General features: G+C 63.5%; 23 protein-coding genes and 1 pseudogene. 15 read left to right on the plus strand and 9 right to left on the minus strand.

Annotated features, from left to right (window positions below; all coding sequences use genetic code 11):
• Nucleotides 1–19: 19 nt before the first annotated feature.
• Nucleotides 20–1,204 carry a 23S rRNA (adenine(2503)-C(2))-methyltransferase RlmN gene (gene rlmN, locus ACJJVR_RS02625; protein WP_405402012.1) on the minus strand — a complete coding sequence of 395 codons (1,185 nt, stop codon included), beginning with the start codon at nucleotides 1,202–1,204 and terminating at the stop codon, nucleotides 20–22.
• Between the two features lie 115 nt (nucleotides 1,205–1,319).
• Nucleotides 1,320–1,841, minus strand: coding sequence for an invasion associated locus B family protein (locus tag ACJJVR_RS02630; protein ID WP_405402014.1), 522 nt, complete (start codon nucleotides 1,839–1,841; stop codon nucleotides 1,320–1,322).
• Between the two features lie 150 nt (nucleotides 1,842–1,991).
• Between ACJJVR_RS02630 and ACJJVR_RS02635 the strand changes: the two genes are divergently transcribed.
• The gene (locus tag ACJJVR_RS02635) at nucleotides 1,992–2,978 is read left to right on the plus strand and encodes an asparaginase (RefSeq protein ID WP_405402015.1); all 987 of its coding nucleotides are present in this window, start codon (nucleotides 1,992–1,994) and stop codon (nucleotides 2,976–2,978) included.
• 125 nt (nucleotides 2,979–3,103) lie between these two features.
• Here ACJJVR_RS02635 and ACJJVR_RS02640 read toward each other — a convergent pair whose 3' ends face one another.
• Both ACJJVR_RS02640 and serB read right to left on the minus strand, forming a co-directional pair.
• A complete protein-coding gene (locus ACJJVR_RS02640; protein WP_405402177.1) occupies nucleotides 3,104–3,862 on the minus strand; it encodes a TSUP family transporter in 759 nt (252 codons plus the stop codon).
• Between the two features lie 54 nt (nucleotides 3,863–3,916).
• Nucleotides 3,917–4,795, minus strand: a complete 879-nt coding sequence (serB, locus tag ACJJVR_RS02645) for a phosphoserine phosphatase SerB (protein WP_405402016.1) — start codon at nucleotides 4,793–4,795, stop codon at nucleotides 3,917–3,919.
• A gap of 138 nt (nucleotides 4,796–4,933) precedes the next feature.
• Here serB and ACJJVR_RS02650 point away from each other — a divergent pair.
• The 3 genes and pseudogenes from ACJJVR_RS02650 to ACJJVR_RS02660 all read left to right on the plus strand — a co-directional run bounded on the left by ACJJVR_RS02650 (nucleotide 4,934) and on the right by ACJJVR_RS02660 (nucleotide 7,983).
• Nucleotides 4,934–5,690 (plus strand): annotated as a pseudogene (locus tag ACJJVR_RS02650) (IS5 family transposase).
• Between the two features lie 83 nt (nucleotides 5,691–5,773).
• Complete coding sequence (locus tag ACJJVR_RS02655) at nucleotides 5,774–7,258, plus strand: UvrB domain 3-containing protein (RefSeq protein ID WP_405402017.1); 1,485 nt, start codon at nucleotides 5,774–5,776, stop codon at nucleotides 7,256–7,258.
• Nucleotides 7,255–7,983 (plus strand): M48 family metallopeptidase, encoded by a 729-nt coding sequence (locus tag ACJJVR_RS02660; protein ID WP_405402018.1) that lies wholly within the window; start codon nucleotides 7,255–7,257, stop codon nucleotides 7,981–7,983. The genes ACJJVR_RS02655 and ACJJVR_RS02660 overlap by 4 nt, the downstream gene beginning before the upstream one ends.
• A 56-nt stretch (nucleotides 7,984–8,039) precedes the next feature.
• Here ACJJVR_RS02660 and ACJJVR_RS02665 read toward each other — a convergent pair whose 3' ends face one another.
• Together ACJJVR_RS02665 and repC are read right to left on the minus strand one after the other, a co-directional pair.
• On the minus strand, nucleotides 8,040–8,480 hold the full coding sequence (locus ACJJVR_RS02665) for a hypothetical protein (protein ID WP_405402019.1): 441 nt from the start codon (nucleotides 8,478–8,480) through the stop codon (nucleotides 8,040–8,042).
• Between the two features lie 142 nt (nucleotides 8,481–8,622).
• Complete coding sequence (repC, locus tag ACJJVR_RS02670; RefSeq protein WP_405402021.1) at nucleotides 8,623–9,702, minus strand: replication initiation protein RepC; 1,080 nt, start codon at nucleotides 9,700–9,702, stop codon at nucleotides 8,623–8,625.
• Between the two features lie 367 nt (nucleotides 9,703–10,069).
• Between repC and ACJJVR_RS02675 the strand changes: the two genes are divergently transcribed.
• From ACJJVR_RS02675 to hspQ, 5 genes are all read left to right on the plus strand, one after another.
• Nucleotides 10,070–11,215: a phosphoserine transaminase gene (locus ACJJVR_RS02675; protein ID WP_405402023.1), complete on the plus strand. Its 1,146-nt coding sequence runs from the start codon at nucleotides 10,070–10,072 to the stop codon at nucleotides 11,213–11,215.
• Between the two features lie 118 nt (nucleotides 11,216–11,333).
• Complete coding sequence (gene serA / locus ACJJVR_RS02680; RefSeq protein ID WP_405402025.1) at nucleotides 11,334–12,923, plus strand: phosphoglycerate dehydrogenase; 1,590 nt, start codon at nucleotides 11,334–11,336, stop codon at nucleotides 12,921–12,923.
• A 70-nt stretch (nucleotides 12,924–12,993) separates the two neighbouring features.
• Nucleotides 12,994–13,716, plus strand: a complete 723-nt coding sequence (locus ACJJVR_RS02685) for a metallophosphoesterase (protein ID WP_405402026.1) — start codon at nucleotides 12,994–12,996, stop codon at nucleotides 13,714–13,716.
• A gap of 3 nt (nucleotides 13,717–13,719) precedes the next feature.
• Entirely contained in the window at nucleotides 13,720–14,175 is a 456-nt protein-coding gene (locus ACJJVR_RS02690; protein ID WP_405402027.1) for a CreA family protein, read from the plus strand.
• Between the two features lie 74 nt (nucleotides 14,176–14,249).
• Complete coding sequence (gene hspQ / locus ACJJVR_RS02695) at nucleotides 14,250–14,597, plus strand: heat shock protein HspQ (RefSeq protein WP_405402028.1); 348 nt, start codon at nucleotides 14,250–14,252, stop codon at nucleotides 14,595–14,597.
• Here the strand turns inward: hspQ and ACJJVR_RS02700 are convergent.
• Nucleotides 14,594–15,094: an ATP-binding protein gene (locus ACJJVR_RS02700; RefSeq protein WP_405402030.1), complete on the minus strand. Its 501-nt coding sequence runs from the start codon at nucleotides 15,092–15,094 to the stop codon at nucleotides 14,594–14,596. The two genes, hspQ and ACJJVR_RS02700, sit on opposite strands and share 4 nt — an antisense overlap.
• Nucleotides 15,091–15,423 carry an STAS domain-containing protein gene (locus ACJJVR_RS02705; RefSeq protein WP_405402031.1) on the minus strand — a complete coding sequence of 111 codons (333 nt, stop codon included), beginning with the start codon at nucleotides 15,421–15,423 and terminating at the stop codon, nucleotides 15,091–15,093. The genes ACJJVR_RS02700 and ACJJVR_RS02705 overlap by 4 nt, the downstream gene beginning before the upstream one ends.
• Nucleotides 15,424–15,519: 96 nt before the next feature.
• Here ACJJVR_RS02705 and ACJJVR_RS02710 point away from each other — a divergent pair, with 96 nt between their 5' ends.
• The 4 genes from ACJJVR_RS02710 to ACJJVR_RS02725 all read left to right on the plus strand — a co-directional run bounded on the left by ACJJVR_RS02710 (nucleotide 15,520) and on the right by ACJJVR_RS02725 (nucleotide 20,055).
• Entirely contained in the window at nucleotides 15,520–16,686 is a 1,167-nt protein-coding gene (locus ACJJVR_RS02710; protein ID WP_405402178.1) for an acetyl-CoA C-acyltransferase, read from the plus strand.
• A 178-nt stretch (nucleotides 16,687–16,864) separates the two neighbouring features.
• Nucleotides 16,865–18,274, plus strand: coding sequence for a circularly permuted type 2 ATP-grasp protein (locus ACJJVR_RS02715; RefSeq protein ID WP_405402033.1), 1,410 nt, complete (start codon nucleotides 16,865–16,867; stop codon nucleotides 18,272–18,274).
• Nucleotides 18,275–18,288: 14 nt separating this feature from the next.
• Nucleotides 18,289–19,245, plus strand: coding sequence for an alpha-E domain-containing protein (locus tag ACJJVR_RS02720; RefSeq protein WP_405402034.1), 957 nt, complete (start codon nucleotides 18,289–18,291; stop codon nucleotides 19,243–19,245).
• Between the two features lie 3 nt (nucleotides 19,246–19,248).
• Entirely contained in the window at nucleotides 19,249–20,055 is an 807-nt protein-coding gene (locus ACJJVR_RS02725) for a transglutaminase domain-containing protein (RefSeq protein WP_405402035.1), read from the plus strand.
• Between the two features lie 30 nt (nucleotides 20,056–20,085).
• Here the strand turns inward: ACJJVR_RS02725 and ACJJVR_RS02730 are convergent, their stop codons facing one another.
• Nucleotides 20,086–22,059, minus strand: coding sequence for a bifunctional 2',3'-cyclic-nucleotide 2'-phosphodiesterase/3'-nucleotidase (locus tag ACJJVR_RS02730; RefSeq protein WP_405402037.1), 1,974 nt, complete (start codon nucleotides 22,057–22,059; stop codon nucleotides 20,086–20,088).
• A 153-nt stretch (nucleotides 22,060–22,212) separates the two neighbouring features.
• Between ACJJVR_RS02730 and ACJJVR_RS02735 the strand changes: the two genes are divergently transcribed.
• A complete protein-coding gene (locus ACJJVR_RS02735) occupies nucleotides 22,213–22,938 on the plus strand; it encodes a proteasome-type protease (protein ID WP_405402179.1) in 726 nt (241 codons plus the stop codon).
• A gap of 83 nt (nucleotides 22,939–23,021) precedes the next feature.
• Nucleotides 23,022–25,298 (plus strand): NADP-dependent malic enzyme, encoded by a 2,277-nt coding sequence (locus ACJJVR_RS02740; RefSeq protein ID WP_405402039.1) that lies wholly within the window; start codon nucleotides 23,022–23,024, stop codon nucleotides 25,296–25,298.
• Nucleotides 25,299–25,303 lie beyond the last annotated feature (5 nt).

A 25,303-nucleotide genomic window follows, 5' to 3' on the forward strand; every position in this document is an offset into this window, starting at 1 on the left:
CCCGGGGCGGCAGGCGGCGCTAGGCGGTTTCGGCCGCGATCTGGGCGCGCGACTTGCGGCCCCGTTCGGTCGCCGATTTCAGCTGGCCGCAGGCGGCCATGATGTCCTCTCCGCGTGGGGTGCGGATCGGGCTGGCATAGCCCGCATTGTGGATGATGTCCGCAAACGCATGGATCCGGTTGTTGCTGGAGCGTTTGTAGGGTGCGCCGGGCCATTCGTTGAACGGGATCAGGTTGATCTTGGCCGGGATGCCGCGGATCAGTTCGACCAGACGGTGCGCATCGGCGTCGCTGTCGTTCACGCCCGCCAGCATCACGTATTCGAACGTGATCCGCTCGCTGTTGGTCAGGCGCGGATAGTCGCGCAGCGCGGTCAGCAGCGTCTCGATGTTCCAGCGTTTGTTGATAGGCACCAGGCGGTCACGCACCTCGTCGGTGGTGGCATGAAAGCTGACGGCCAGCAGACAGCCGATTTCCTGCGCGGTGCGGGCGATCTCGGGGACCACGCCGCTGGTCGACAGGGTGATGCGACGGCGCGACAGGGTCAGACCCTCATTGTCCATCACAACCTTCATCGCGTCGCGGACGTTCTCGAAATTGTACAGCGGCTCGCCCATGCCCATCAGAACCATGTTGCTGATCAGCCGCGTCTCGTCCTTTGGAGCGCCGCGGACGGGCCATTCGCCCAGATCGTCGCGGGCCAGCATCAGCTGGCCGACGATTTCCCCGGCGGTCAGGTTGCGCACCAGCTTCTGCGTGCCGGTGTGGCAGAACGAACAGGTCAGCGTACAGCCCACCTGGCTGCTGACGCACAGCGTGCCGCGGCCTTCTTCGGGGATATAGACGACCTCGACTTCGTGGCCGCCGGCGATGCGGACCAGATATTTGCGCGTGCCGTCGTTGCTGACCTGACGGGTCACGACCTCTGGCAGGGTGATTTCGAAATTGGCGGCCAGCAGGGCGCGGTAATCCTTGGCCAGGTTGGTCATCTGCGCGAAATCGCGCACGCCCCAGTGATAGACCCACTGCCAGACCTGACCCACGCGCATCTTGGCCTGACGCTCGGGCGTGCCCGCCGCGATCAGCGCGTCCAACAGCTGCGCCCGCGTCAGGCCGACGATATTCGTTAGCCCGCCCTCGGGCAGCTTGCGCGGAAGCGTCATCACGTCCTGCGTGATCGGCGCAGACGGGGTCTGATCGGTCATGAAGATCACCGGTGTTGGAATGGCCCGAGGGGCGAAAGACAGCCACATATGCGAAAGCGGGCCCGAAATCAACCGGCCCGCCCTCAATGCGTGTGTCAGGACAGCAACCTTGCGGTTACTGGCAACGCTCGCGTGCGCTGTTGGTCGCGGCGGTGATGCCCGACAGGCTGAACGTGTCCTTGGTCGTGGTACCGCGCGCCGAACGCCCGGTCACGACCGCCGACGATCCGCCGCGCAGCGCCGTGATCATCGCCTCGTCGTCGGAAGGGCTGCCGGTCCAGGCGCTTTCCCCTTCGGTGAACAGGTTGAAGGTGCGTCCGCCGACATCGACCTCGACCGTCGAATCCGGTGCAAAGGGATAGCCGCCGCTGAAGCTGACCTCTCCGTTCGAGCCGGGGCGATAGGCCACGTACAGGCGGATATCGCCGCGCGTCACCTCGGTCGGCTGACCGTCACGGGTGTTCAGCGTGGATTTCGGGGGCGAGACTGCCCAGCATTCGCGCGGATTGTCGGCCGCGAAGACTGTCCAGTCCCCCTCGGTCGCCACGACATTGCTGGATTCTTGCGCAACCGCCGCGCCCAATCCGGCGATCAGGACAAGGCCGGCGCCCATGCCGCGCAGGGTGGTGGTAATCATGCTCTGGCCTCCTGCCAATTCAATTCGCCGCTTCACCCGGCGTTCTTCCTGATTGCTGTGGTCTTTTCAACCATCTGTCGTCAGGATAGCGAAAATCGCCGCCCTTTAAAGGCTGCACAAGCACAATCGCGCAATTGTCAGGGAGAAGCCATGCGGTCCGCGGAAATGATCGAACTGTGGCGCGGCGACATGCGCGAAAGCCTGCACGCCGGCCATGCCGTCATTTGCGACGCCCATGGCGTGGTCGAGGCGTGGGGCCAGCCCGGCCAGGTGATCTATCCGCGATCGTCGTGCAAGATGATCCAGGCGCTGCCGCTGATCGAAAGCGGGGCCGCGGACGCGGCGGGGCTGACCGATCGCCAGCTGGCGCTTGCCTGCGCCAGCCATTCGGGCGCGGCGATGCATGTCGCGGCCGTGGACGGCTGGCTGACAGGTCTGGGCATGGCCGAGGGCGATCTGCGCTGCGGCTGTCACATGCCCCGCGATGCGGAGGAAAACCGCCGCCTGACCTGTTCGGACACCGCGCCTTGCCAGTTGCACAACAACTGTTCGGGCAAGCATGCCGGGTTCCTGACGCTGAACCGCCACCTGAAGGGCGGGCCCGACTATGTCGACCCCGACCACCCCGTTCAGCGCGCCGTCAAGACCGCCTTTGAGGAGGTCACTGACGAGGACAGCCCCGGTTTCGGCATCGATGGCTGTTCGGCCCCGAACTGGGCCTGCACGGTCGAGGGGCTGGCCCGCGCGATGGCGCGGTTCGCCAACCCCGGTACCGACCGGCGTGGCCAGGCGATGCGGCGGCTGGTCGACGCGATGCGCACCCACCCCGACATGGTCGCGGGCGAGGGCCGGTCCTGCACCGAACTGATGCGCGCGATGGGCGGTGTCGCGGCCATCAAAACCGGGGCAGAGGCCGTGTTCGTGGCGATTCTGCCCGACCAGGGTCTGGGCGTCGCGTTGAAGATCACCGACGGTGCCACCCGCGCCAGCGAAGCCGCGATCACCGCGCTGCTGATCCATCTGGGCGTCTTGTCCGCCGACCATCCGGCGGCACAGGCGCATCTGGACGGTGCGATCCTGAACTGTCGCGGCATGGTCACCGGCAATCTGCGCCGCGCACGGGGTTTTCCCGCCTGAGCACCCGAGGCCGTCACATCCCCGACATGCAGCCGTGGTTTACTGTTGGCACGGGATTCCCCCGTCCCGTCCCTGTGCTCACCCGAACCGGCGCCCCTTGGCAGAGGTGGCGCCGGATGCGGGGCTCAGATCAACTGCCAGATCAGCCGCCCCGCCAGCAGGGTCGAGGTCACGACCAGCAGCGGCTTGATCAGCCGCGCGCCGATGCGCGAGGCCAGCCGCGCGCCCAGCATGGCCCCCGCGATCTGCGCCGCCCCCATCGCCACGCCCAACAGCCATAGCGGCTGCCCGACCAGCGCAAAGGCCCCAAGCCCGCCAAGATTCGAGGCGAAATTCAACAGCTTGGTATGTGCCGTGGCCTTGAGCACTCCGTATCCGGCCAGCGTGACGAACCCGATCATATAGAACGCCCCCGCCCCCGGCCCGATCAACCCGTCATAGAAGCCCACGAACGGCACCACCGTCGCGGCAAAGACCAGCGGGGTCAGGCGGCGCGTGCGATCCAGATCGTCCAGTCCCGGCTTGAAGGCAAAGAACAGCGCGATGCCGATCAGGATCACCGGCAGGATCAGCCGCAGACCGTCGGTCGGGATCGCGCTGACCAGCACCGCGCCACCCGCCCCCGCGGCCCCCGCGATCAGCGCCGATTTCCACTGGCTGCGCAGATCGACCAGCCCGCGCGCCGCATAGCTGAGCGCCGCCGTGCCGGCGCCAAAGACGCCCTGCACCTTGTTGGTGGCCAACGCCTGCGCGGGCGACAGGCCCGCCAGCATCAGGATCGGCAGGGTGATCAGCCCGCCCCCGCCCGCGATCGCATCGACGAATCCTGCGGCAAAGGCCGCCAGCATCAGCAGCATCACCAGATCGGCGGTCAGTTCGAACATCATCGGGGCTTTCGGTGGGGTGGTCGTCGTATCGGCATCTGGCCGACGAATAAATCAGGGGGTGACGAAATCGGTATCCGCGAAACCCTGCAGGTACAGCAGCGCGGTCAGGTCGCCGTGGTTGATGCGGATCTGGGCCTGTGCCGCCACCGCGGGCTTGGCGTGCAACGCCACGCCAGAACCGGCCAGCTGGATCATGCCCAGGTCGTTGGCGCCGTCGCCCACCGCGATGGCGTTCTGGGGCGTGGTGCCAAGGCGGGCGGCGATCTGGGTCAGGGCGTCGACCTTGGCCTCGCGGCCCAGGATCGGCAAGGCGACCTGCCCGGTCAGCACGCCGTCCTGCGTCAACAGGGTGTTGGCGCGGTGTTCGTCAAAGCCCAGGGTCTGGGCCACGGCCTGGGTGAAACTGGTAAAGCCCCCCGACACCAGCGCCGTATAGGCCCCGTGCGCCCGCATGGTCGCGACCAGCGTGGCGCCCCCCGGGGCATAGGTGATGCGGTCCGACAGCACCTGCGCGATCACCGCCTCCGGCAGGTTCGCCAGCAACGCCACGCGTTCGGTCAGCGCGGCGTTGAAGTCCAGCTCTCCGTTCATGGCGCGGGCGGTGATCTCGGCCACGCGGGGGCCGAAACCCGCCATGTCGGCCAGTTCATCGATGCATTCCTGATCGATCATGGTCGAATCCATGTCGGCGATCAGGATACGCTTGCGCCGTCCGCCCGCCGGCTGGATCGCCAGGTCGATGCCGATCGTCTGAAGGTCGGACCAGACCTGATCCGAATCGGCCGGCAGCGTCGCAACGTCGAATTCTGCGGCCACGCCCGGCGACAGCCAGCGCGTCACATCGCCGCCCCATCGGTCGGCCAGCCCGCCGGGCAAGGCGTCATCCAGATTGGCTGCAGCAGACGCCGCGATCAGCGAGACGGTGAACATGGGGGCGGTCCTTGTACGGTTGCGTCCGGGTGTAGGGCAAAGTTTTTTCTTGCGCCAGAGCGGGAGGGGCCTTAGGCTCCAGACCCATTGATTTTACACCCTTTGCGTGATTCAGGCCGCCGCAAGGAGACCTGATCGATGAGCAACTTGTTCTGGCTGACCGAAGCGCAGATGGCGCGCCTTCGCACGTTCTTTCCCAAGAGCCATGGCCGCCCACGCGTGGACGATCTGCGGGTTCTGAGCGGCATTATCTTCATCAATCGCAATGGCTTACGGTGGTGCGACGCACCGAGGGAATATGGACCGGCCAAGACGCTTTATAATCGCTGGAAGCGTTGGAGCGATAACGGGGTCTTTGCTCGGATCATGGTCGGCCTGGCCGCAAAGGACACCGATCCCAGGACGATCATGACCTGCGCGACGTATCTGAAGGCGCACCGCACGGCGTGTAGCCTGCGTGCGAAAAAGGGGGGCGCGGTCGCCAGATCGGTCGAACGAAAGGCGGCATGAACACAAAGCTGCACGCCGTCACCGATGCGAAAGGTCGGCCCATTCGCCTCTTCATGTCGGCAGGGCAGGTCAGTGATTATACGGGCGCAGCGGCGCTTCTGGACAGCCTGCCGCAGGCCGACTGGTTTCTGGCAGACCGGGGCTATGATGCGGACTGGCTGCGAAAAGCGTTGCAGGACAGAGGATGAAAACCTGCATTCCCGGCCGGAAGTCCCGCAAGAAAACCGGGAAATACGACAAGCGCCGCTACAAAAGGCGCAATCGCATCGAGATCATGTTCGGTCGTCTGAAGGACTGGAGACGTGTCGCCACACGTTACGACAGGTGCCCGGAGACCTACCTCTCCGCAATCGCATTGGCCGCAACCGTTCTGTTCTGGCTGTGATCAAGAACGAGTCCTGAACCTACGACATTGCGATACATTTCAGGGAGAATTTTGCCAAGTTAGGGCTTGGATTGAAGGCCCAGTTGGCGACGGACAGCAAACTGTCCGCAATCCGGTACAAGAAAGCTCTGGACGAGACTGGTATGGTGACGAGCGCAGTAGTGATCTCGGCCCCGGATACACGTGAGGGTCATGACGACACCGATGATGCGAAGACACCAGAGGTGCAGACCTGGTGGAAGATGAACGTTGGCAACGATGCTGGAGCCTATGAGGCCGACGTCATTGAAAGGTTCGGAACAGATGGCGCGCCTGATATCCTGATCGTCGTGGACAAGCTGCTGACGGGCTTTGACGAACCGCGCAATGCCGTCCTCTACATCGACAAGAACCTCAAGGGTCATAATTTACTACAGGCCATCGCGCGGGTGAATCGCCTTCATGAAGCCAAACAGTTTGGCTATTTGATCGACTACCGTGGTATCTTGGCGGAACTCGACACGTCCATTCAAGACTACGCTGACCTCGCATCACAGACACAGGCCGGATACGAAATCGAAGATTTGGCTGGCGCGATCACGAACGTGTCTGTTGAATACAAACGTCTCCCCGCGCTCCATGATGCGCTTTGGGTGATCTTCTCGGCTGTGCAGAACAAACAGGATATCGAACAGTTCAGGCGCGTCCTTGTGCCAAAGGCTGACGATGATGAGGGCGGCCTTAGCATCGATTCAAACCAGAGGGTCCGAGAGGATTTCTATGATGCTCTGACCGAGTTCGGCATGTGCCTCAAATTGGCATTGTCGTCGCGGACCTTTTTCGAGGACGGAGCGTTCGATGAAAAGACGATCCAACGCTATAAACGTGATCTCCGCTTCTTTACTGAGCTGCGAGTTCAGGCCAAGCGCGACGCACAGGAAACAGTGGATTTCTCCGAATACGAAGATCAGATCAGGCGGATGGTCGATAAGCAGGTGATCGGCCAAGAGGTGGTTGACCCTGAGGGTTACATTCGCGTGGATACACTTGGCCAGGCTGAAGACCCTGAAGATTGGTCTGAAGAAAAACCCCGCACCGAAGCAGATGTCATCAAGACCCGCATCAGAAAGACCATCGAACAAGAGCTGGTAGATGATCCGTATGCACAACGTGTTTTTTCGGCACTCTTGAAAGAAGCGATACTAGCGGCTGAAGCGATGTTCGATCACCCAGGTAAGCAGTACGTCATGTTCAAAGACCTTGACGAGCAGGTTGCTTCCCGAAACACCCCCGGTGTACCTGATCGGTTCGCTGGCTACCCACGTGTGCAGTCATACTATGGAGCGTTGCTTGAATTGCGGTCTGCTGCTGAACGGGATGAAGAGGTGCTGGTTGCCGAGGCCATGTACATTGATTCAACCGTAAACGATGCTGTGCAAACACATTCGATCAACCCTGGAAGCATTGAGGCAGAGATACGCAAAGCATTGCTGCCACGCTACTTTAAGTTCTTAGGTGGTCTGGACGCCGCAAATGCGCTGATCGACCAAATCGTCGGGATTGTCCGTGCTGGCGCGAATAGATCATGACAGGGTTTGTGCTGGCATATGGCGAAGACCGGATTCCCTATAAGGTCTCCTATGACGATACCCGCAAGTCTCGTGTCGCCATCCACGTCAACGCAGATGGATCGGTTGCAGTCGATGCCCCGCACGGGTTCTCTGAAGAGAGTATCAAGCGAGCTGTCCAGAAGAGAGCCCGTTGGGTTGTTGGTCATGTCAGTGAAGCCAAGGAACGCTACGCCCATGTCCGCCCCCGTGAGTATGTCTCTGGCGAACAAGTGCTCTACTTGGGTCGCCGCTATATGCTCAAGGTGGTATGTGTCGACCAGAAACCCACGTCTGCACGGTTGCGCGGCAATCGGCTGGAGGTCGAGACCGCCAATGGTATGCAGGACGACATCAGAGGGCGTCTCCGTGCCTGGTACCGGGTGAGGGGGAGGGACTACCTAAGCCGTCGTATCGATGCACTGGCAAAGACCTTGCCTTGGGTGGACGCCCCTCCACCGTTCCGGCTGCTGGAAATGTCGCGGCAGTGGGGAAGCTGCTCTCCATCCGGTGAGATCATCATCAACCCGCATTTGGTCAAAGCACCTCGTCAGTGCGTCGACTACGTGCTGATCCATGAGTTGGCACACCTAAAGCATCACGATCACGGACCTGCATTCTGGAAACTGATCGACGTTCATGCTGGCGAATGGCGAAAGGCCAAAAATCAATTGGATGGGCTTGTCGAACTCCTGATGGCGGAATGAGCAGCGAAGGCAGCACCTGATCTCTGCCCCAGATCGTAATATATTTTATCCACCTTTCAGTCTGACAGCCGATACATGCGCCCATTCAAATGCGCGACCTCAGATAGTCCAGCTGCCCGCCAACGTCTCAGGCGCGAGCCTTCCGGCACCACAACCACGGTTCGACCCCGAAAATCCACAAGTTCGATGCCGACGCGCTCCCGCAATGCGATAAAGCGCTCCAGCTCCTGCCGCGCGGCATCCCGATCTTCAGACATCGCGGCAAGCTCGGCCCCAATTTCCATGAGGTGTTCTGCGGCCTCCTCCCTCCGGCGGCCCAGGTCAGCTTGTAATTCCGATAATTCTGCCTCCCCCTCTTGCCGCGCCGCTGCGATTTTCGTCGAATGAAGCCCGCCAAAAGAAACGCAATACTGACCGACTATTATGTTGCAAGCAACATGTCGGCGAAGGCGCTGCGCCCCTGCACCCAACCAAGCGGCTGCGCCGCCGATCCGCATCGGATCGAAGCCGCCTCCGGCGCCTGCAAGACCCCTCCCTCACCTGCCATATGGGGGCTGTTCGGGTGTGGTCTTGCCATAGTTATGTTTGCAGCCCAGCGGGAATAATGATGTCGGACCTGCGGCGCACCGGACCACGTCATCACACGTCTCTGCATTGTTTTCGAACCGCGAATACAAACCGTGCAAGGTCGAGTGTGCCGTCTTTGGCCCTGTTAATCATGCCGCCCAAGCAAGCTGCGGGGCTTCTGGGCACGTGCCTCGGGTCCTGCGAGAAGCACAGGTTTCTATGAATCAGAATGATGCAGATCGCGGCTCTCTGTGGCCCCAGAGCTGCAGGGCTGCATGCTGCCGCCCAGCTTCGATCATTGATGCCCATCGATTTCGCGATCTCATAAGCAACGTTCGTGACGCCTCGCCATGAGTAGTCACCGTACATTTCTAGGCATTCGCGAAATGGTTCAGCGGCAAGAGCAACTGCTTGACCAACCGTGACAGTCGCAGAAACCTCATTCGGCCCGTATACAAATTTAGATTGTTTGGTTTGTATTATAGGTGCGTCAATTTCTTCGGTCTGGTCGGAAAATTCTTCCGTACGAGCCTCCATTTTGAACGCTCGCTCCACCGCCGATAGCGCGTCGCGAATCTCCTCCAGCGCGGCTAGATCTTTGACGACGGCGCTACGGCCATCAGGCAAGATGCTCCTTGCCTGTTCGAGCGCATCAGCACTGTTCAGCCTTCGAATGTTCTTGTTGATATGTCGTATCTCGCTGCGGCACATATCCAGTGCGTCCTTATGCAGCCGAATAGCCTCAGCTTCAGCGAGCAGATCGGATGCCTGTTCGATGATTGGAGCTAGATTGATTCCGAACAACTTGCGGAGCACGTTCTCGCCCTCCATTTCGCGCAAGCCGTCTCGTCTTCCGTTTGCTTTGGCATGCCGCGAGACAAGCCGTGCATCTTCCAGATCGCTTTCAATCGAATGGACCGTGCGAACGGTACAAGTCAGCTTTTCAGCCAGATCGTCGACTTGGTGCCAGAAGCCGCATATGCGGCCCGGCTCGTAATCCTGATTGCGCGTCCACTTGTCGAACGCCCTTGATAGATACACGATAGCTGAAGTTTTCAGCCCCCGTGCCTTCAATGCTGGTGCGACGCGTTCGATAAATTCGGAACGCTTGATGCCAGCAGGTAGCCCACTGTGAGACAAAGTTGCGCTCATGATGCCACCTGCCTTGCCAGAGATGGGCCGTTTGCGTATTGTTGAGTGATGCAAGACTTTTCGAATTGGCCGTTGAGGTGAGTGCCAGCTCTCTCAGCGGTTTTTCTTTGTCTTAGAGGTCCTTCGGGCCAGTTCGGTCGAGGCCACCTCTCCGATTCTTCAGACCGCCTTTGTCGAACAAAGCAAGATTTTCGTGTGTCAGATTTGCGCCAATCGGAAACATGTGTTCCTGCATCGTTCTGCAAAGGTCTACATTTCTCTGCACACCAAGCATCTTTCTCTATTGCTGTTTTTACTGGGGATCCGTATGTCCGGCGGTGGGACACCCTTCCCCAACGAAGGGCTTTTTAGCTGGAAGGCTAGCCAGATGACCAATCATCCGATCCCGGCTGCGCGCCCGGAAAACCCGCGCTTTTCCTCGGGCCCCTGCGCCAAGATCCCCCATTATTCGCTGGACATGCTGTCGGACGCCCCTCTGGGCCGTTCGCATCGCGCCGCTGTCGGCAAGTCCAAGCTGGCCGAGGCCATCGACCTGACCCGTGCGGTTCTGGGCGTGCCCGAAGGCTACCGCATCGGCATCGTGCCCGGTTCGGACACCGGTGCCGTCGAGATGGCGATGTGGACCCTGCTGGGCGCCCGCCCGGTGGAAATGCTGGCCTGGGAGAGCTTTGGCGAAGGCTGGGTCACCGACGCGGTCAAACAGCTGAAGCTGGACGCCGTGGTGCGCACGGCCGATTACGGCAAGATCGTCGATCTGGCCGAGGTCGATTTCGACAAGGATGTCGTGTTCACCTGGAATGGCACCACCAGCGGCGTCCGCGTGCCCAATGGCGACGCGATCCCCGCCGACCGTGCGGGCCTGACCATCTGCGACGCGACCAGCGCCGCGTTTGCGATGGACCTGCCGTGGGACAAGCTGGATGTCGTGACGTTCAGCTGGCAAAAGGTTCTGGGCGGTGAGGGCGCGCATGGCGTCCTGATCCTGTCGCCCCGTGCCGTCGAGCGGCTGGAAACATATACCCCCGCATGGCCGCTGCCCAAGATTTTCCGCATGACCAAGGGCGGAAAACTGAGCGAAGGCATCTTCAAGGGCGAAACGATCAACACGCCCTCCATGCTGGCGGTCGAAGATTACCTGGTCGCGCTGAAATGGGCGCAATCGCTTGGCGGCCTGCCGGCGATGATCGCGCGCGCCGATGCCAACGCGGGTGCCGTGCGCGATTTCATCGCGGACAAGGACTGGATCGCGGATCTGGCCGAAGATCCGGCGACGGGTTCGACCACATCGGTCTGTCTGAAGTTTACCGACCCGGCGATCAAGGACGGTGCGACCTTTGCCAAGGCCGTCGCAAAACGGTTGGAAAAAGAAGGCGTTGCACTGGATGCCGGCGCCTATCGCGACGCGCCTGCGGGCCTGCGGATCTGGTGCGGATCAACCGTGCAGACCGCCGATGTCGCGGCGCTGATGCCGTGGATCGAGTGGGCGTATCGCGCCGAGCTGGCCGCGCAGTAAGTCCGCGTCCCGCGATTTCCGGGGGCGGTCTGCCCCCGGACCCCCAGGATTATTTCCCTGAACCAGAAACACGGTGTCGGCGAGGCCATGCCCGGACACCATGACAAGGATGAACGACATGCCCAAGGTTCTCGTCTCTGACAAACTGTCCGAAACCGCTGTCCAGATCTTTCGCGATCGCGGCGTCGAGGTCGATTACCTGCCCGATCTGGGCAAGGATAAAGACAAGCTGGCCGAGGTGATCGGCCAATATGACGGGCTGGCCATCCGGTCGGCCACCAAGGTGACCGAGAAACTGCTGGCAGCCGCCACCAACCTGAAGGTCATCGGCCGTGCCGGGATCGGGGTCGACAATGTCGATATCCCCGCCGCCAGCAAGAAAGGCGTGATCGTCATGAACACGCCCTTTGGCAACAGCGTCACCACCGCCGAACACGCCATCGCGATGATGTTCGCCGTTGCCCGCCAGTTGCCCGAAGCCAGCGTGTCGACCCATGCCGGCAAGTGGGAAAAGAACCGCTTCATGGGGGTTGAACTGTACAACAAGACGCTTGGCGTCATCGGCGCGGGCAATATCGGCGGCATCGTGATCGACCGCGCCCTGGGTCTGCACATGAAGGTACTGGCCTATGACCCGTTCCTGTCGGAAGATCGCGCCCGCGAACTGGGCGTCACCAAGGTGGAACTGGACGACCTGCTGGGCCGCGCCGATTTCATCACCTTCCATGTGCCGCTGACCGACAAGACCCGCAACATCCTGTCGCGCGAGGCGATTACGAAACTGAAGCCCGGCGTGCGGATCATCAACTGCGCCCGTGGCGGTCTGGTCGACGAAGAAGCCCTGGCCGAGGCCCTGAAAGAAGGCCGCGTTGCCGGTGCCGCCTTTGACGTGTTCGCGGTCGAACCTGCCACCGACAGCCCGCTGTTCAACCTGCCCAACGTCGTCGTGACCCCGCATCTGGGTGCCGCCACGACCGAAGCACAGGAAAACGTCGCGCTGCAGGTGGCAGAGCAAATGTCCGATTATCTGCTGACCGGCGCGGTTCAGAACGCGTTGAACATGCCCTCGGTCACCGCAGAAGAGGCGGCAGTGATGGGTCCGTGGATCAAGCTGGCGGCCCATCTGGGCGCGTTCGTCGGCCAGATGACCGACGAGCCGATCAAGGCGATCAATGTGCTGTATGACGGCGTCGTGTCGGAAATGAACCTGAACGCGCTGAACGCAGCCGTCATCGCAGGCGTGATGAAGGCCAGCAACCCGGACGTGAACATGGTTTCGGCCCCGGTCATGGCCAAGGATCGCGGCGTTCAGGTGTCGACCACCAAACAGGACAAGGCAGGCGCCTATGAGGGTTACGTCAAGGTCACCTGCGTGACCGAGACACGCGAACGGTCCATCGCCGGCACGGTCTTCAGCGACGGCAAGCCGCGCTTTATCCAGATCCGCGGGATCAATGTCGATGCCGAGGTCGGCCAGCACATGCTGTACACCCGCAACGCGGACGTGCCCGGCGTGATCGGTGCGTTGGGCATGACGCTTGGCGATCTGGGCGTGAACATCGCGAACTTTACGCTTGGCCGGGCCGCGAATGGCAAGGACGCCATCGCGATCCTGTACCTGGACGAGGCGATCAGCGACCAGGCCCTGGCCACGCTGCAGACCACCGGCAAGTTCCTGCAGGCCCGCCGGTTGCAGTTCGAGGTTTGACCTCGGCGCCGCACGCCCTTACCCAAGGTCGTGCGGCCCATCCCTGCCGCATGCCACGGCCAGGTGACAGATGCGACTTTATGCGATCGGCGACATTCATGGACAGCTGGACCTGCTGAAGGCCGCGCATCAGCGGATTTTCGATGACGGCGGGCAGGATGCGATCATCGCCCATGTGGGCGATCTGATCGACCGCGGCCCTGATTCGCGCGGCGTGGTGGAATACCTGCTGCGCGGCCAGCAGGCGGGGCGGCCCTGGATCGTCACCCGTGGCAACCACGACCGGTTTCTGCCCGCCTTTCTGGATCGCCCGGACTGGACCGATCCGGGCATGTCGGCGGGACGGCATTGGGTGGATCACCCGGGCCTGGGCGCGGCGGCGACGCTGCGCTCCTATGGCGTGGACCCGGACCAGCCGCGCGACGCGCTGCTGCGCGATGCACGGGCCGCGGTGCCTGCGGACCATGCCCGGTTCCTGGCAACGTTGCCGTTGTGGTACCTGCACCCCCTCGCGCTGGTGGTGCATGCGGGCATCCGCCCCGGCATCGACCTTCAGAACCAAGCCGAGAGCGATCTTGTCTGGATCCGACAGGGGTTTCTGGACAGTGATGCCGATTTCGGACCGCTGGTCGTGCACGGCCACACGGCGCTGGACGCCCCCGCCCTGTACGCGAACCGTCTGAACCTGGACGGGGGCGCCGCCTATGGCCGACCGCTGTCCGCCGCCGTCATCGAACCGGGTGCCGTGCACCTTGTAACCGAATCGGGCCGCCAGCCCCTGTTGCCGGAGTAGACCATGCGCCTTGCCCTGACCTTTGCCCTGTTTGCCGCCCCCTTGTCCCTGCAGGCCGAGGAGGTCGGCCGCGTCGGCGTCGACTGGGTCGGCAACGATGTCGTCATCGAGGCGATCCAGGACCCCGAGGTATCGGGCGTCACCTGCCATCTGGCCTATTTCAGCCGGTCGGTGCTGGACCGCCTGAGCCAAGGCAACTGGTTCGAGGATCCGTCCAACAGCGCGATCCAGTGCACCCGCACCGGTCCCATCGATGTCAGCGCCCTGACCCCCGGCGAGGGAGAGAACGTGTTCAGCGAGGGACGCTCGCTGGTGTTCAAGTCACTGAGGGTTCAGCGCATCTATGATGCCGACAACCGCGTGCTGGTCTATCTGGCCCACGCCAACGAAATCAGCGAGGGGTCGGCCAAGATGTCGATGGCGACCGTGCCGTTGACGGCGCAAGATGTCGCGCCCTGACCGCGATCTGGTGGACAGGCGGGCTGCGGCGCGCTAGAAGGCGCGCTGACTTTTGCCGACCCCGCACATGAACGATGGAACACGCCCGGATGCAGGCCCAAAGCCGCCACGCGAAATACAGTCTGGGACAGGTTGTCCGGCACCGTTCGCGGCCGTTCCGGGGCGTGATCTTTGATGTTGATCCCGAATTCGCCAACACCGAGGAATGGTACGAATCGATCCCAGAGGATTCGCGTCCCGACCGTGATCAGCCGTTCTATCACCTGTTTGCGGAGACAGAGGCGACCTATTACGTCGCATATGTGTCCGAACAGAACCTGGAACTGGACGTGTCTGGCGAACCCCTGGATCATCCAGAGGTCGGCGACCTGTTCAGCGCCTTTCAGGACGGACGCTATTTCCTGGCGGGCCCCGTCAACTAGGCCTCGACCTCGAGCTGGGTGAACGGGATGCTGAAGGCCAGGTAATTGCGGCTTTCCTCCCGGTAATAACACAGGGCCTGCGTCAGATCCTGGATCAGGAACCAGCCGAACCCGCCTTCGGGCAGATCGTCGGCGATCATTGGTGGCAGTCCGCGCGGCAGCAGGCAGTCATCGGGCAAAGACACCCCGTCATCGGTCAAGGCACAGGCCAGGCCAGAGCTGTGGCGCACGATGCACAGATGTATCACCGGCAGCCGCGCCTGTTCCGTGTGGCTGAGCGGGGCGTGTTCGGCGACGTTGTTCATCACCTCGGCCAGAACCAGCTCCAGCCGGCCCAGGGTGTCGTCGCCCACCTCGGCGCTGAAGCGCTGACGGACGTCGTGCAGGGTGTCGCGGACGACCATCGGATGGGCGTTCAGAACGCGGTGGAACATCGGCTGCGTCAGGGCAGATGGGCGGTTACCGATGCCCGGATCGCGGCGTTCACTGGGTGTCATTCTCGATGCTCCTTCTGAGCGGTGAGGGGCTGAATGTCGAACACGCTGTCCATCCGCGTCAGGCGGAACACGCGTTCGACATTGGGCGTCAGCGCGAACAGCACCAGCGCCAGGTTCGCGGGCAGGCTCTTGCGGACGGCGATCATCGCCCCCAGCCCAGAGCTGTCCATGAAGTCCACCGCCGCCATATCCATGTGCACCGGCTTGCGGTTCTTGACCACGATCTCGCGTAGCTTATCCTTGAATAGGGTCGCAATTGCAGCGTCGATCCGGGTTTCCGTCACCGTGATGTTCAGATGGGATTCGGCGTCTTCGACGATGAACTGCATGATTCCGGGCCTTCCTTGCGCATCTGCATCCTTGACTAGCCCCCAAAGGTTACGATCCGGTAAGCGCAAGGAGAGACGGGGGGGAAGATCATGACAATTCAGGACATCTATGTGCTGGGTGCGGCGCGCACGCCGATGGGCGGGTTGATGGGGGCGCTGTCGGGGGTGGCTGCGGCCGATCTGGGCGGGGCGGCCATCGCCGCGGCGCTGGTTCGCGCGGGCGGGCCTGCGGTCGACGCGCTGTACATGGGCTGCGTGCTGCCTGCGGGACAGGGACAGGCCCCGGCGCGACAGGCGGGGTTTGCCGGTGGCCTGGGCCAGGAGGTGCCTGCGACCACGCTGAACAAGATGTGCGGATCGGGGATGCAGGCGGTCATGATGGCATCCGACGCCATCCGCGCCGGCAGCGCAGGGGTCGTCGTGGCAGGCGGCATGGAGAGCATGTCGAACGCGCCCTATCTGCTGCCAAAGATGCGGGCGGGCGCACGGTTGGGCCATGCGCAGGCGCTGGATCACATGTTTCTGGACGGGCTGGAGGACGCCTATGACAAGGGCCGCCTGATGGGCACGTTCGCGGAGGATTGCGCGTCTGAATTCGCGTTTACCCGTCAGGCACAGGATGACTATGCGCTGACCAGCCTGATGCGTGCACAGGACGCCATCGCCAGTGGCGCCTTTGCGACGGAAATCGCGCCCGTCACCGTGCCCGCCCGCGGCAAGGTCACCATCGTCGATACCGACGAACAGCCGGGCCTTGCACGCCCCGACAGGATCCCGCTGCTCAAGCCCGCGTTTCGCGACGGGGGGACGGTGACGGCGGCGAACAGTTCGTCCATTTCTGACGGGGCGGCGGCGCTGGTGCTGGGCGGTCACGGACAGGCACAGGCGCACCGGGCCATTGCACGCATCGTTGGCCATGCCAGCCACGCCCAGGCCCCCGGCCACTTTCCCACTGCCCCGGTGCCCGCCGCCGAAACGCTGTTGGCGCGGATCGGTTGGGACAAGGACAGCGTCGATCTGTGGGAGGTGAACGAGGCGTTCGCCGTCGTCCCCATGGCCTTCATGGCGCGGATGGGTCTGTCGCATGACCGCGTGAACGTGCATGGCGGGGCCTGTGCCCTGGGCCATCCGATCGGCGCGTCGGGGGCGCGGATCATCGTCACGCTGATCCACGCGCTGCAGGCGCGTGGGTTGCGCCGGGGGGTGGCCGCGATCTGCATCGGCGGCGGCGAGGGCACCGCGGTCGCGGTCGAGCTGTGCTGATCTGCCTGCCAAAGCGGCAGGCTGCCCCCGGGGCACACAGCGATGCCCCCGGGGCTGTGCCAAGCTGCGGAACCATTGGGCAAATCCGGCGGTTCTGCTGTGGACTTACCAGAATCGGGCGCGGATCATCGATCCAACCAAAGACCCGGAAAACAATGCGTCAGTCAGTGGGGGAGTGATGAGTTACTATAACGAGATGTTCGAGGGCGAGACCGTCCGAGACCCGTATGCCCGCCTGCGGCAGTGGGTCGAGACCATGCCCGACGATTTCCGCCAGATGAAGCAGGCCGAGGCCGAGGCGCTGTTCCGTCGCATCGGCATCACCTTTGCCGTCTATGGAGAGGGCGGCGATCCCGACCGCCTGATCCCCTTTGACATGATGCCCCGCGTGTTCGAACAGGCCGAATGGCGCAAGCTGGAACGCGGCATCAAACAGCGCGCTCGTGCGCTGAACGCGTTTCTGCGCGACGTCTATGGCCGTGGAGAGATCGTCAGGGCGGGACGGATCCCGGCCCGTCTGGTCTATCAGAACGAAGCCTATGAAAAAGCGGTCGTGGGTTTTGTGCCGCCGCGCGGCGTGTATTCCCACATTATCGGCATCGACCTGGTCCGCACCGCCAAGGACGAGTTCTATGTCCTGGAGGACAACTGCCGCACGCCGTCGGGCGTCAGCTATATGCTGGAAAACCGCGAAATCATGATGCGGATGTTCCCGGCCCTGTTCCGCGGCAACCGGATCGAACCCGTGGACCAGTATCCCGACCTGCTTCGCCGCACGTTGGAATCGGTGGCGCCCGCGAAATGCAACGACCGCCCGACCTGCGTGATCCTGACGCCGGGCCATTACAACAGCGCCTATTACGAGCACAGCTTTCTGGCCAACCTGATGGGCGTGGAACTGGTCGAGGGGCAGGATTTGTTCGTCGATGGCGAATTCTGCTACATGCGCACGACCACCGGGCCAAAGCGCGTGGACGTCATCTATCGCCGGATCGACGACCCCTATCTGGACCCGTTGTGTTTCCGTCCCGATTCGATGCTGGGCATTCCGGGGCTGATGGACGTGTACCGGTCGGGTGGCGTGTCGATCTGTTCGGCACCGGGCGCGGGCGTGGCCGACGACAAGGCCATCTATACCTTTGTTCCCGAGATGATCCGTTTCTATCTGGGAGAGGAGCCGATCCTGAACAACGTCCAGACCTGGACGCTGTGGAAGGATGACGATTATCGATACGTGATGGAGCATCTGCCCGAACTGGTCGTCAAGGAGGTCCACGGATCGGGCGGGTACGGCATGCTGGTCGGACCCAAATCCACCAAGGAAGAGATCGAGACATTCCGCGCCAAGATCAAGGCCAACCCGTCGAACTATATCGCTCAGCCCACGCTGGCGCTGTCGACCTGTCCGACCTTTGTCGACGAAGGCATCGCGCCCCGGCACGTGGACCTGCGTCCCTATTGCCTGTGCGGCGACAGGATCGAACTGGTGCCGGGCGGGCTGACCCGTGTGGCGCTGCGCGAGGGGTCGTTGGTGGTGAATTCGTCGCAGGGCGGGGGTGTCAAGGACACCTGGGTGTTGTCGGAATGAGGGGACGTAACACGATGCTCAGCCGTACCGCCTCGAATCTGTTCTGGATGGGCCGCCATCTGGAACGCGCCGAAACCGCCGCGCGCCTGCTGGACGTGGGACAACGCATCACGCTGCTGCCCAACACCGAGACCGGGTACCAGAACGAATGGAATTCGCTGCTGCAGGCATCGGGCAGTTCGGACCTGTTCGCGCAGAAATACGGAGAGATCACCCAGGAGAACATCGAAGAGTTCATTTTCTTCGACCGGGCCAACCCGTCATCGGTGGCCAGCTGCCTGGAAAAGGCGCGCGAGGCGGGGCGGATCGTGCGTACCGCGCTGACCAGCCAGGTCTGGGACGCGCTGAACGTGGCCTTTCAGGAGCTGCGCCGGATCGAACGCCAGCCCCGGTCGAAACTGGACACGGCCGGGCTGACCGATTTCACCACCGGCCACACCTCGACCGTGCGTGGCGCGATCAACGCGACGCAACTCAGGAACGACGGTTGGCATTTCATGAACCTGGGATACGGGTTGGAACGCGCCGACGCGACCGCGCGCCTGCTGGACGTCAAATATTTCGTCCTGCTGCCGCGGATCGAATTCGTGGGATCGGGTCTGGACACCTATCAGTGGCAGGTGATCCTGCGCGCACTGTCGGCGCACCGGGCCTATCACTGGGCCTATGGCGGCGACATCACCGCCGGTCAGGTGGCCGATTTCCTGATCCTGAACGGCGAAAGCCCCCGTGCGCTGATCACGTCGCTGTATGAGACCGTTTGGCACCTTGAGGGTCTGGCGCGCCGCTATGGCGACGGGGTGCCGACCAGCGCCCGCGACAAGGCGCGCGAGGTGCTGACCGCCCTGCAGGCCCGCGACATCGAGATGATCTTTGACGAGGGACTGCACGAATTCCTCAGCTGGTTCATTCAGGAGCTGTCCGAAATTTCCAGCCTGGTCCACCAGGATTACCTGCTTGGAGGGGTGTGAACGATGCGTCTGAAAATCTCGCACGAGACGGTCTATCGTTATGGCCAGCCGATCCGGAACCTGGTGCAGAGCCTGCGCCTGACGCCCTCGGTCTTTGAAGGGCAAAAGACGCATGAATGGCAGATCGACGTGTCGGGCGGCGTCAAGGGCCCGGGGTTCCACGACGGCGCCGGCGACTGGATCGAGGGTTGGACCGTGCGCGGTCCGGTCGATCATGTCACCGTCCGCATCACCGGCCGCATCGACACCCGCGACATGGCGGGCGTTCTGCGCGGTCACCGCGAGATGATCCACCCGCTGAGCTATCTGCGCGACAGCCCCGCGACCCTGCCCGACGCGGCATTGCGCGAACTGGCACAGTCGGTCATCGGCACCGACCCGCTGGATCTGGCACATCAACTGTCGTCGGCCGTGACAGACCGTATCGCGTTCCGCCCCGGCGTGACCCACACGGGCACCACCGCGTCCCAGGCCCTGGCCCTGGGAGAGGGTGTCTGTCAGGACCATACCCATGCCCTGACCGCCATCGCCCGCCTGCGCGGCCTGCCTGCACGCTATGTGTCGGGCTATCTGCATTCGACCATCGATGGTCAGGCCCATGACGCAGCCCATGCCTGGGCCGAGATCCATGTCGAGGGGTTGGGCTGGATCGGTTTCGACGCCGCCAACCATTGCTGCCCGGACGAACGCTATGTCCGGCTTGGGTCGGGTCTGGACGCCGCGGACGCCGCCCCCATCCGGGGTGTCGCCCTTGGCACAGGGTCAGAGGATATGGATGTCAGCGTCCGGGTCGAAGAGATGGCCCAGTAGGGACCGGGGGCGCCCCCCGGTCCCCTGCCGTCACAGCGTGATGCGATAGCGGGCAAAGCCGTCGGGCGCATCGCCTGCGGGTTCGATGGTCAGGGCGGTCACGTCCTGCAGATAGGTCGCGGCACCCGGCCCGGTGTCGAACAGCACCGTCGTCCCGTCCAGCGCCGTGAACGACCAGTTGCCGTCCGCCGACGGGTTGATCGTGCCCTGATCGATAATATAGCGCACGACCACGTCGCGGTTGGTGTCCGGCCCTTCGAACACCACGGTGGTGCCGTCCGCGCCGGGGAACGACCCGCCGCCGGTGGCGCGATAGTTGTTGGTGGCGATGATGAATTCCGCCGCCGGATCGACCGGCTGGCCGTCGATGGCCAGATCGACGATGCGGTTCGCGTCCGCGTCGGCCAGTTCCCCATCGGCATCGAACCGCGACGGCTGCGACAGGTCGATCCGATAGGTGACCCCGTCGATCACGTCGAAATTATAGCTGCGGAAATCGGGGTTCAACAGCATCTGGTCCGCCTGCCCCGGTTCGATCCGGTTGAACGCCCCGGCGCTGCGCTCCAGCCAGTCCTTGACCTGCGCGCCCGTCACGCGCACGGCGCGGATGGTGTTGGGATACAGATACAGGTCGGCCACGTTGCGGATGGCGATGTCGCCCGGCGGCACGTCGGTGAAATAGTCCGGGCCACCCCGGCCACCCGCCTTGAAGGGCGCGGCCGCCGACAGGATCGGCAACCCCTCGTGTTCGGTCCCGGCCAGCATCTGGGCGATGTACCAGCTTTGCGCGTTCGACACGATCTGGACCGACGGATCATCGGCCACCATCGCGAAATAGCTGTAGAGCGCCGCGCTGGTCTGCCCGACAGGGCGGCGGACATAGTCCAGCGTCTGCTGGTGTTCGGCGGCCGTCGCCTCCTCGATGGCCGGGACGCTGTCGACCAGCGGGGTCACCGTGCCCTCGTCGTCGCGCTGATAGATCGGGCGCGCCTCGACCTGGTGGCTGACCACCGTCCAGCCGTCGCCCTGTCGTTCCAGCAGCAGGTCGACCAGACCCATATGCGACCCCCAGAACCCGGCCATCACCGCGGGCTTGCCGCCGATCGTGCCGGCGGCGGCGTCCACGCCCGCCACGTCCTCATAGTCGGGACCGGGAAAGACCGAATGCGAATGCCCGGTCAGGATCACGTCGATGCCGTCGATGCCCGCCAGCGGGATGGCCGCGTTCTCCATCCCCGGTTCGGCCGTCTGGCCGCCGATGCCGCAATGGGCCAGCGCCACGACCAGATCGACCCCTTCGGCGCGCAGCTTGGGCACCCAGGCCTGGGCCGCCTCGACGATGTCGCGGACGGTGACCTGCCCCTCCAGATGGGCGCGGTCCCATTGCATGATCTGCGGCGGCACGAACCCGATGATGCCGATGCGGATCGGATGGACCGCCCCCGCCCCGTCGGTCAGGTCGCGGTCGATCACCGCATAGGGGGGCACCAGGGTCCGGTCCTGATCCGGGGTGGCGCCGGCCTCGGTCACCACGTTGGCACAAACGACGGGATAGCCCGCCCCCGCCAGGCTGGCGCCCAGAAACTCCAGCCCATAGTTGAATTCGTGGTTGCCCAACGTGCCGCCGTCATACCCCAGGGCGTTCATCCCCTGAATCACCGGATGGGTCACGTCGCCCTCCATCCCGCGTTCATAGGCGATAAAATCGCCCATCGGATTGCCCTGCAGGAAATCGCCGTTGTCGAACAGCACCGCGTTCGTGGCCTCGGCGCGGACGGCGCCGACCAGGGAGGCGGTCCGCGCCAGGCCCAAGGTGTCGGTCGCCGTGTCCGCGTAATAGTCATAGGGCCAGACATGCGCGTGCAGGTCCGTCGTCTCCATGATGCGCAGATGCGCCTGCCCTGCCTCGGCCCGCGCGGAATACGGGTGCAGCGCGACAAGCGTCAGTCCGGCCACCCCCGACGTCAGAAATCCGCGGCGGCTGAGGGCAAGAGAGTAGGTCATCGTGTTCGTCCTTGGGTGATGGAAGTTGCACGATGTGCGATTTGGCGCCCCAAGGCGACCCAAAGTTTCATGACACAAGCAGCAAACAAGCGATTGCAGCCCTTGCCCCCCGGTCCTAGTCTGCCGTGCGGATTGGAACTGAGAGATGAGCCGGTGACCTATTGCGTCGGACTGAAACTGGATGCCGGGCTTGTGCTGTTGTCGGACACGCGCACGAATGCAGGATTGGACAACATCTCTTGCTATCGCAAGATGTTCTTCTTTGAGGCGCCCGGTGAACGGATCATCGCGATCATGACCGCCGGATCGCTGTCGGTCACCCAGACCACCATCGCCCGCCTGGAGGAGGCGATCGAGGATGATCTGGCGGACGACACGACCTCTATCCTCAAGGCACCGACGATGCTGCGTGTGGCCACGATCATCGGCGACACCCTGTGCCGCACCCGGCGCGAGATCGCCGAGCAATGCCGCGAGCTGAAACAGCAGGCCTCCGCCAGCATGATCGTCGCGGGTCAGCGCAAGGGCGGCGAGATGCGCATGTTCCTGATCTATCCCGAAGGCAACTTCATCGAGGCGACCGAGGACACGCCCTTTCTGCAGATCGGAGAGCACAAATACGGCAAGCCGATCCTGGACCGCGTCGTGACCCCCGCCACCAGCCTGTCGGACGCGCAAAAGGCCGTGCTGCTGTCGATGGACAGCACGCTGCGGTCGAACCTGTCGGTCGGCATGCCACTGGACCTGGCAGTGATAGAGACCGATGCCTGCGCGGTGACCACCCGGCGCCGCATTCTGGACGGCGACCCCGATTTCGCGCAGATGAGCGCCGCCTGGTCCGCGGCCCTGCGCGACAGTTTCGTCAAGGTCACGATCTGACCCGCAAAGGGTGACGGGCCGAACGCGTTGCAGCGGCCCGGACCACCCGCCAACCATTGCGCATACCATTTCTGGGGGATCTCATGACAGACAAGACCAGCCGCAGCCGCATCACCCCCGAAGAGGCGCTGGCCTATCACCTGGAGCCCCGTCCGGGCAAATACGACATCACGCCCTCGACCCCCATGACCACGCAGCGCGACTTGTCGCTGGCTTATTCGCCGGGCGTCGCCGTGCCGGTGCAGGCGATCGCTGACCGCCCTGAAACCGCCTATGATTACACGACCAAGGGCAACATGGTCGCGGTGATCAGCAACGGCACCGCGATCCTGGGGATGGGCAACCTGGGCGCGCTGGCATCGAAACCGGTGATGGAGGGCAAGGCGGTCCTGTTCAAGCGGTTCGCCGACGTGAACGCCATCGATCTGGAACTGGACACCGAGGACGCCGATGAATTCATCAACGCCGTCAAGCTGATGGGCCCGACCTTTGGGGGCATCAACCTGGAGGACATCAAGGCGCCGGAATGTTTCATCATCGAACAGCGTCTGAAGGAGCTGATGGACATCCCGGTCTTTCACGACGACCAGCACGGCACCGCCGTCATCTGCGCCGCAGGCCTTTTGAACGCGCTGGAGCTGTCGGGCAAAAAGATCGAGGACGTGCGCATCGTCCTGAACGGTGCCGGGGCTGCGGGCATCGCCTGTCTGGAACTGCTGAAATCGATGGGCGCGCGGCATGACAACTGCATCATGTGCGACACCAAGGGCGTGATCTGGCAGGGCCGGACCGAGGGCATGAACCAGTGGAAATCGGCCCATGCGGTCGTAACCCCTGCGCGAACGCTGGAAGAGGCCATGAAGGGCGCCGACGTGTTTCTGGGCGTCAGCGCTAAGGGCGCCGTGACCCAGGACATGGTTGCCGGCATGGCCGACAACCCGGTGATCTTTGCCATGGCGAACCCCGACCCCGAGATCACGCCGGAGGACGCCCATGCCGTCCGACCCGACGCGATCGTGGCAACGGGGCGCAGCGATTACCCCAATCAGGTGAACAACGTTCTGGGCTTTCCCTACCTGTTCCGGGGCGCGCTGGACATCCACGCCCGCGCCATCAACGACGAGATGAAGATCGCCTGTGCCGAGGCGTTGGCGAAACTGGCGCGCGAGGATGTCCCCGACGAGGTCGCCGTCGCCTATGGCCGCAAGCTACAGTTCGGGCGCGACTATATCATCCCGACGCCGTTCGATCCGCGGCTGATCCATGTGATCCCGCCCGCGGTCGCCCGCGCCGGGATGGATACGGGCGTCGCGCGGCGGCCGATCATCGACATGGACGGCTATGTCCAGACGCTGAAGAACCGGATGGACCCGACGGCCGCGATCCTGCAGGGCATCCACGCCCGCGCGCGCCAGGCACAGGCCCGGATGATCTTTGCCGAGGGCGACGATCCGCGCGTGCTGCGCGCCGCCGTCGCGTGGCAGCGCACCGGCATGGGCCAGTCGCTGGTCGTCGGCCGCGAGGCCGAGGTCAAGGCAGAGCTAGAGGCCCTGGGCATGGGCGACGCCTTTCGCGAGATCAGCGTCGTGAACGCCGCAAACACCCGGCATTTGGACAGTTATCACGATTTTCTGTACCATCGGCTGCAGCGCAAGGGCGTTGACCGCGACGATGCGACCAAGATGGCCAACCGCGACCGCCACATCTTTGCGGCCCTGATGCTGGCGCACGGCCATGGCGACGGGTTGGTGACCGGGGCCACGCGCAAGAACGCGCCGGTTCTGGCGCAGATCGGCCATGTCTTTGACGTGCGTCCCCAGGACGGGGCGGTGGGCATCACCGCCGTGCTGCACCGGGGGCGGATCGTGCTGATCGGCGACACGCTGGTCCATGAATGGCCCGAGGCCGAGGATCTGGCCGACATCGCCACCCGCGGCGCCGCCGTCGCCCGCAACCTGGGGCTGGAACCGCGCGTGGCGTTCCTGTCGTTTTCGAACTTTGGCTATCCGGTCAGCGAACGCGCCACCAAGATGGCACAGGCCGCGACCGTTCTGGACGCGCGCGGCGTCGATTTCGAATACGAGGGAGAGATGACCGTGGACGTCGCCCTGAACATGGACGCCGCCGCCCGCTATCCGTTCAGCCGCCTGTCCGCGCCGGCCAACGTGCTGGTCGTGCCGGCGCGGCATTCGGCGTCGATTTCCGTCAAGCTGATGCAAGAGATGGCCGGCGCGACCGTGATCGGCCCGATCCTGACGGGCGTGGCGCGTCCGATCCAGATCTGTTCGACGAACTCGACCGTCAGCGACATCCTGAACATGGCCGCCATCGCGGCGGGCGGGGTCGGCGTGCGGGGCTGACGCCC

The organism is Paracoccus sp. Ld10, from assembly GCF_045064235.1.
Lineage (GTDB): Bacteria > Pseudomonadota > Alphaproteobacteria > Rhodobacterales > Rhodobacteraceae > Paracoccus.

Coding starts and splice junctions, on each gene's coding strand:
- rlmN (WP_405402012.1), bottom strand. CDS start 1,204: ATGACCGATCAGACCCCGTCTGCGCCGATCACGCAGGACGTGATGACG.
- ACJJVR_RS02660 (WP_405402018.1), top strand. CDS start 7,255: ATGACAGGGTTTGTGCTGGCATATGGCGAAGACCGGATTCCCTATAAG.
- serB (WP_405402016.1), bottom strand. CDS start 4,795: ATGTTCACCGTCTCGCTGATCGCGGCGTCTGCTGCAGCCAATCTGGAT.
- ACJJVR_RS02685 (WP_405402026.1), top strand. CDS start 12,994: ATGCGACTTTATGCGATCGGCGACATTCATGGACAGCTGGACCTGCTG.
- ACJJVR_RS02720 (WP_405402034.1), top strand. CDS start 18,289: ATGCTCAGCCGTACCGCCTCGAATCTGTTCTGGATGGGCCGCCATCTG.
- ACJJVR_RS02705 (WP_405402031.1), bottom strand. CDS start 15,423: ATGCAGTTCATCGTCGAAGACGCCGAATCCCATCTGAACATCACGGTG.
- ACJJVR_RS02635 (WP_405402015.1), top strand. CDS start 1,992: ATGCGGTCCGCGGAAATGATCGAACTGTGGCGCGGCGACATGCGCGAA.
- serA (WP_405402025.1), top strand. CDS start 11,334: ATGCCCAAGGTTCTCGTCTCTGACAAACTGTCCGAAACCGCTGTCCAG.
- ACJJVR_RS02630 (WP_405402014.1), bottom strand. CDS start 1,841: ATGATTACCACCACCCTGCGCGGCATGGGCGCCGGCCTTGTCCTGATC.
- ACJJVR_RS02690 (WP_405402027.1), top strand. CDS start 13,720: ATGCGCCTTGCCCTGACCTTTGCCCTGTTTGCCGCCCCCTTGTCCCTG.
- ACJJVR_RS02740 (WP_405402039.1), top strand. CDS start 23,022: ATGACAGACAAGACCAGCCGCAGCCGCATCACCCCCGAAGAGGCGCTG.
- ACJJVR_RS02640 (WP_405402177.1), bottom strand. CDS start 3,862: ATGTTCGAACTGACCGCCGATCTGGTGATGCTGCTGATGCTGGCGGCC.
- ACJJVR_RS02675 (WP_405402023.1), top strand. CDS start 10,070: ATGACCAATCATCCGATCCCGGCTGCGCGCCCGGAAAACCCGCGCTTT.
- ACJJVR_RS02715 (WP_405402033.1), top strand. CDS start 16,865: ATGAGTTACTATAACGAGATGTTCGAGGGCGAGACCGTCCGAGACCCG.
- repC (WP_405402021.1), bottom strand. CDS start 9,702: ATGAGCGCAACTTTGTCTCACAGTGGGCTACCTGCTGGCATCAAGCGT.
- ACJJVR_RS02725 (WP_405402035.1), top strand. CDS start 19,249: ATGCGTCTGAAAATCTCGCACGAGACGGTCTATCGTTATGGCCAGCCG.
- ACJJVR_RS02730 (WP_405402037.1), bottom strand. CDS start 22,059: ATGACCTACTCTCTTGCCCTCAGCCGCCGCGGATTTCTGACGTCGGGG.
- ACJJVR_RS02665 (WP_405402019.1), bottom strand. CDS start 8,480: ATGCGGATCGGCGGCGCAGCCGCTTGGTTGGGTGCAGGGGCGCAGCGC.
- hspQ (WP_405402028.1), top strand. CDS start 14,250: ATGGAACACGCCCGGATGCAGGCCCAAAGCCGCCACGCGAAATACAGT.
- ACJJVR_RS02700 (WP_405402030.1), bottom strand. CDS start 15,094: ATGACACCCAGTGAACGCCGCGATCCGGGCATCGGTAACCGCCCATCT.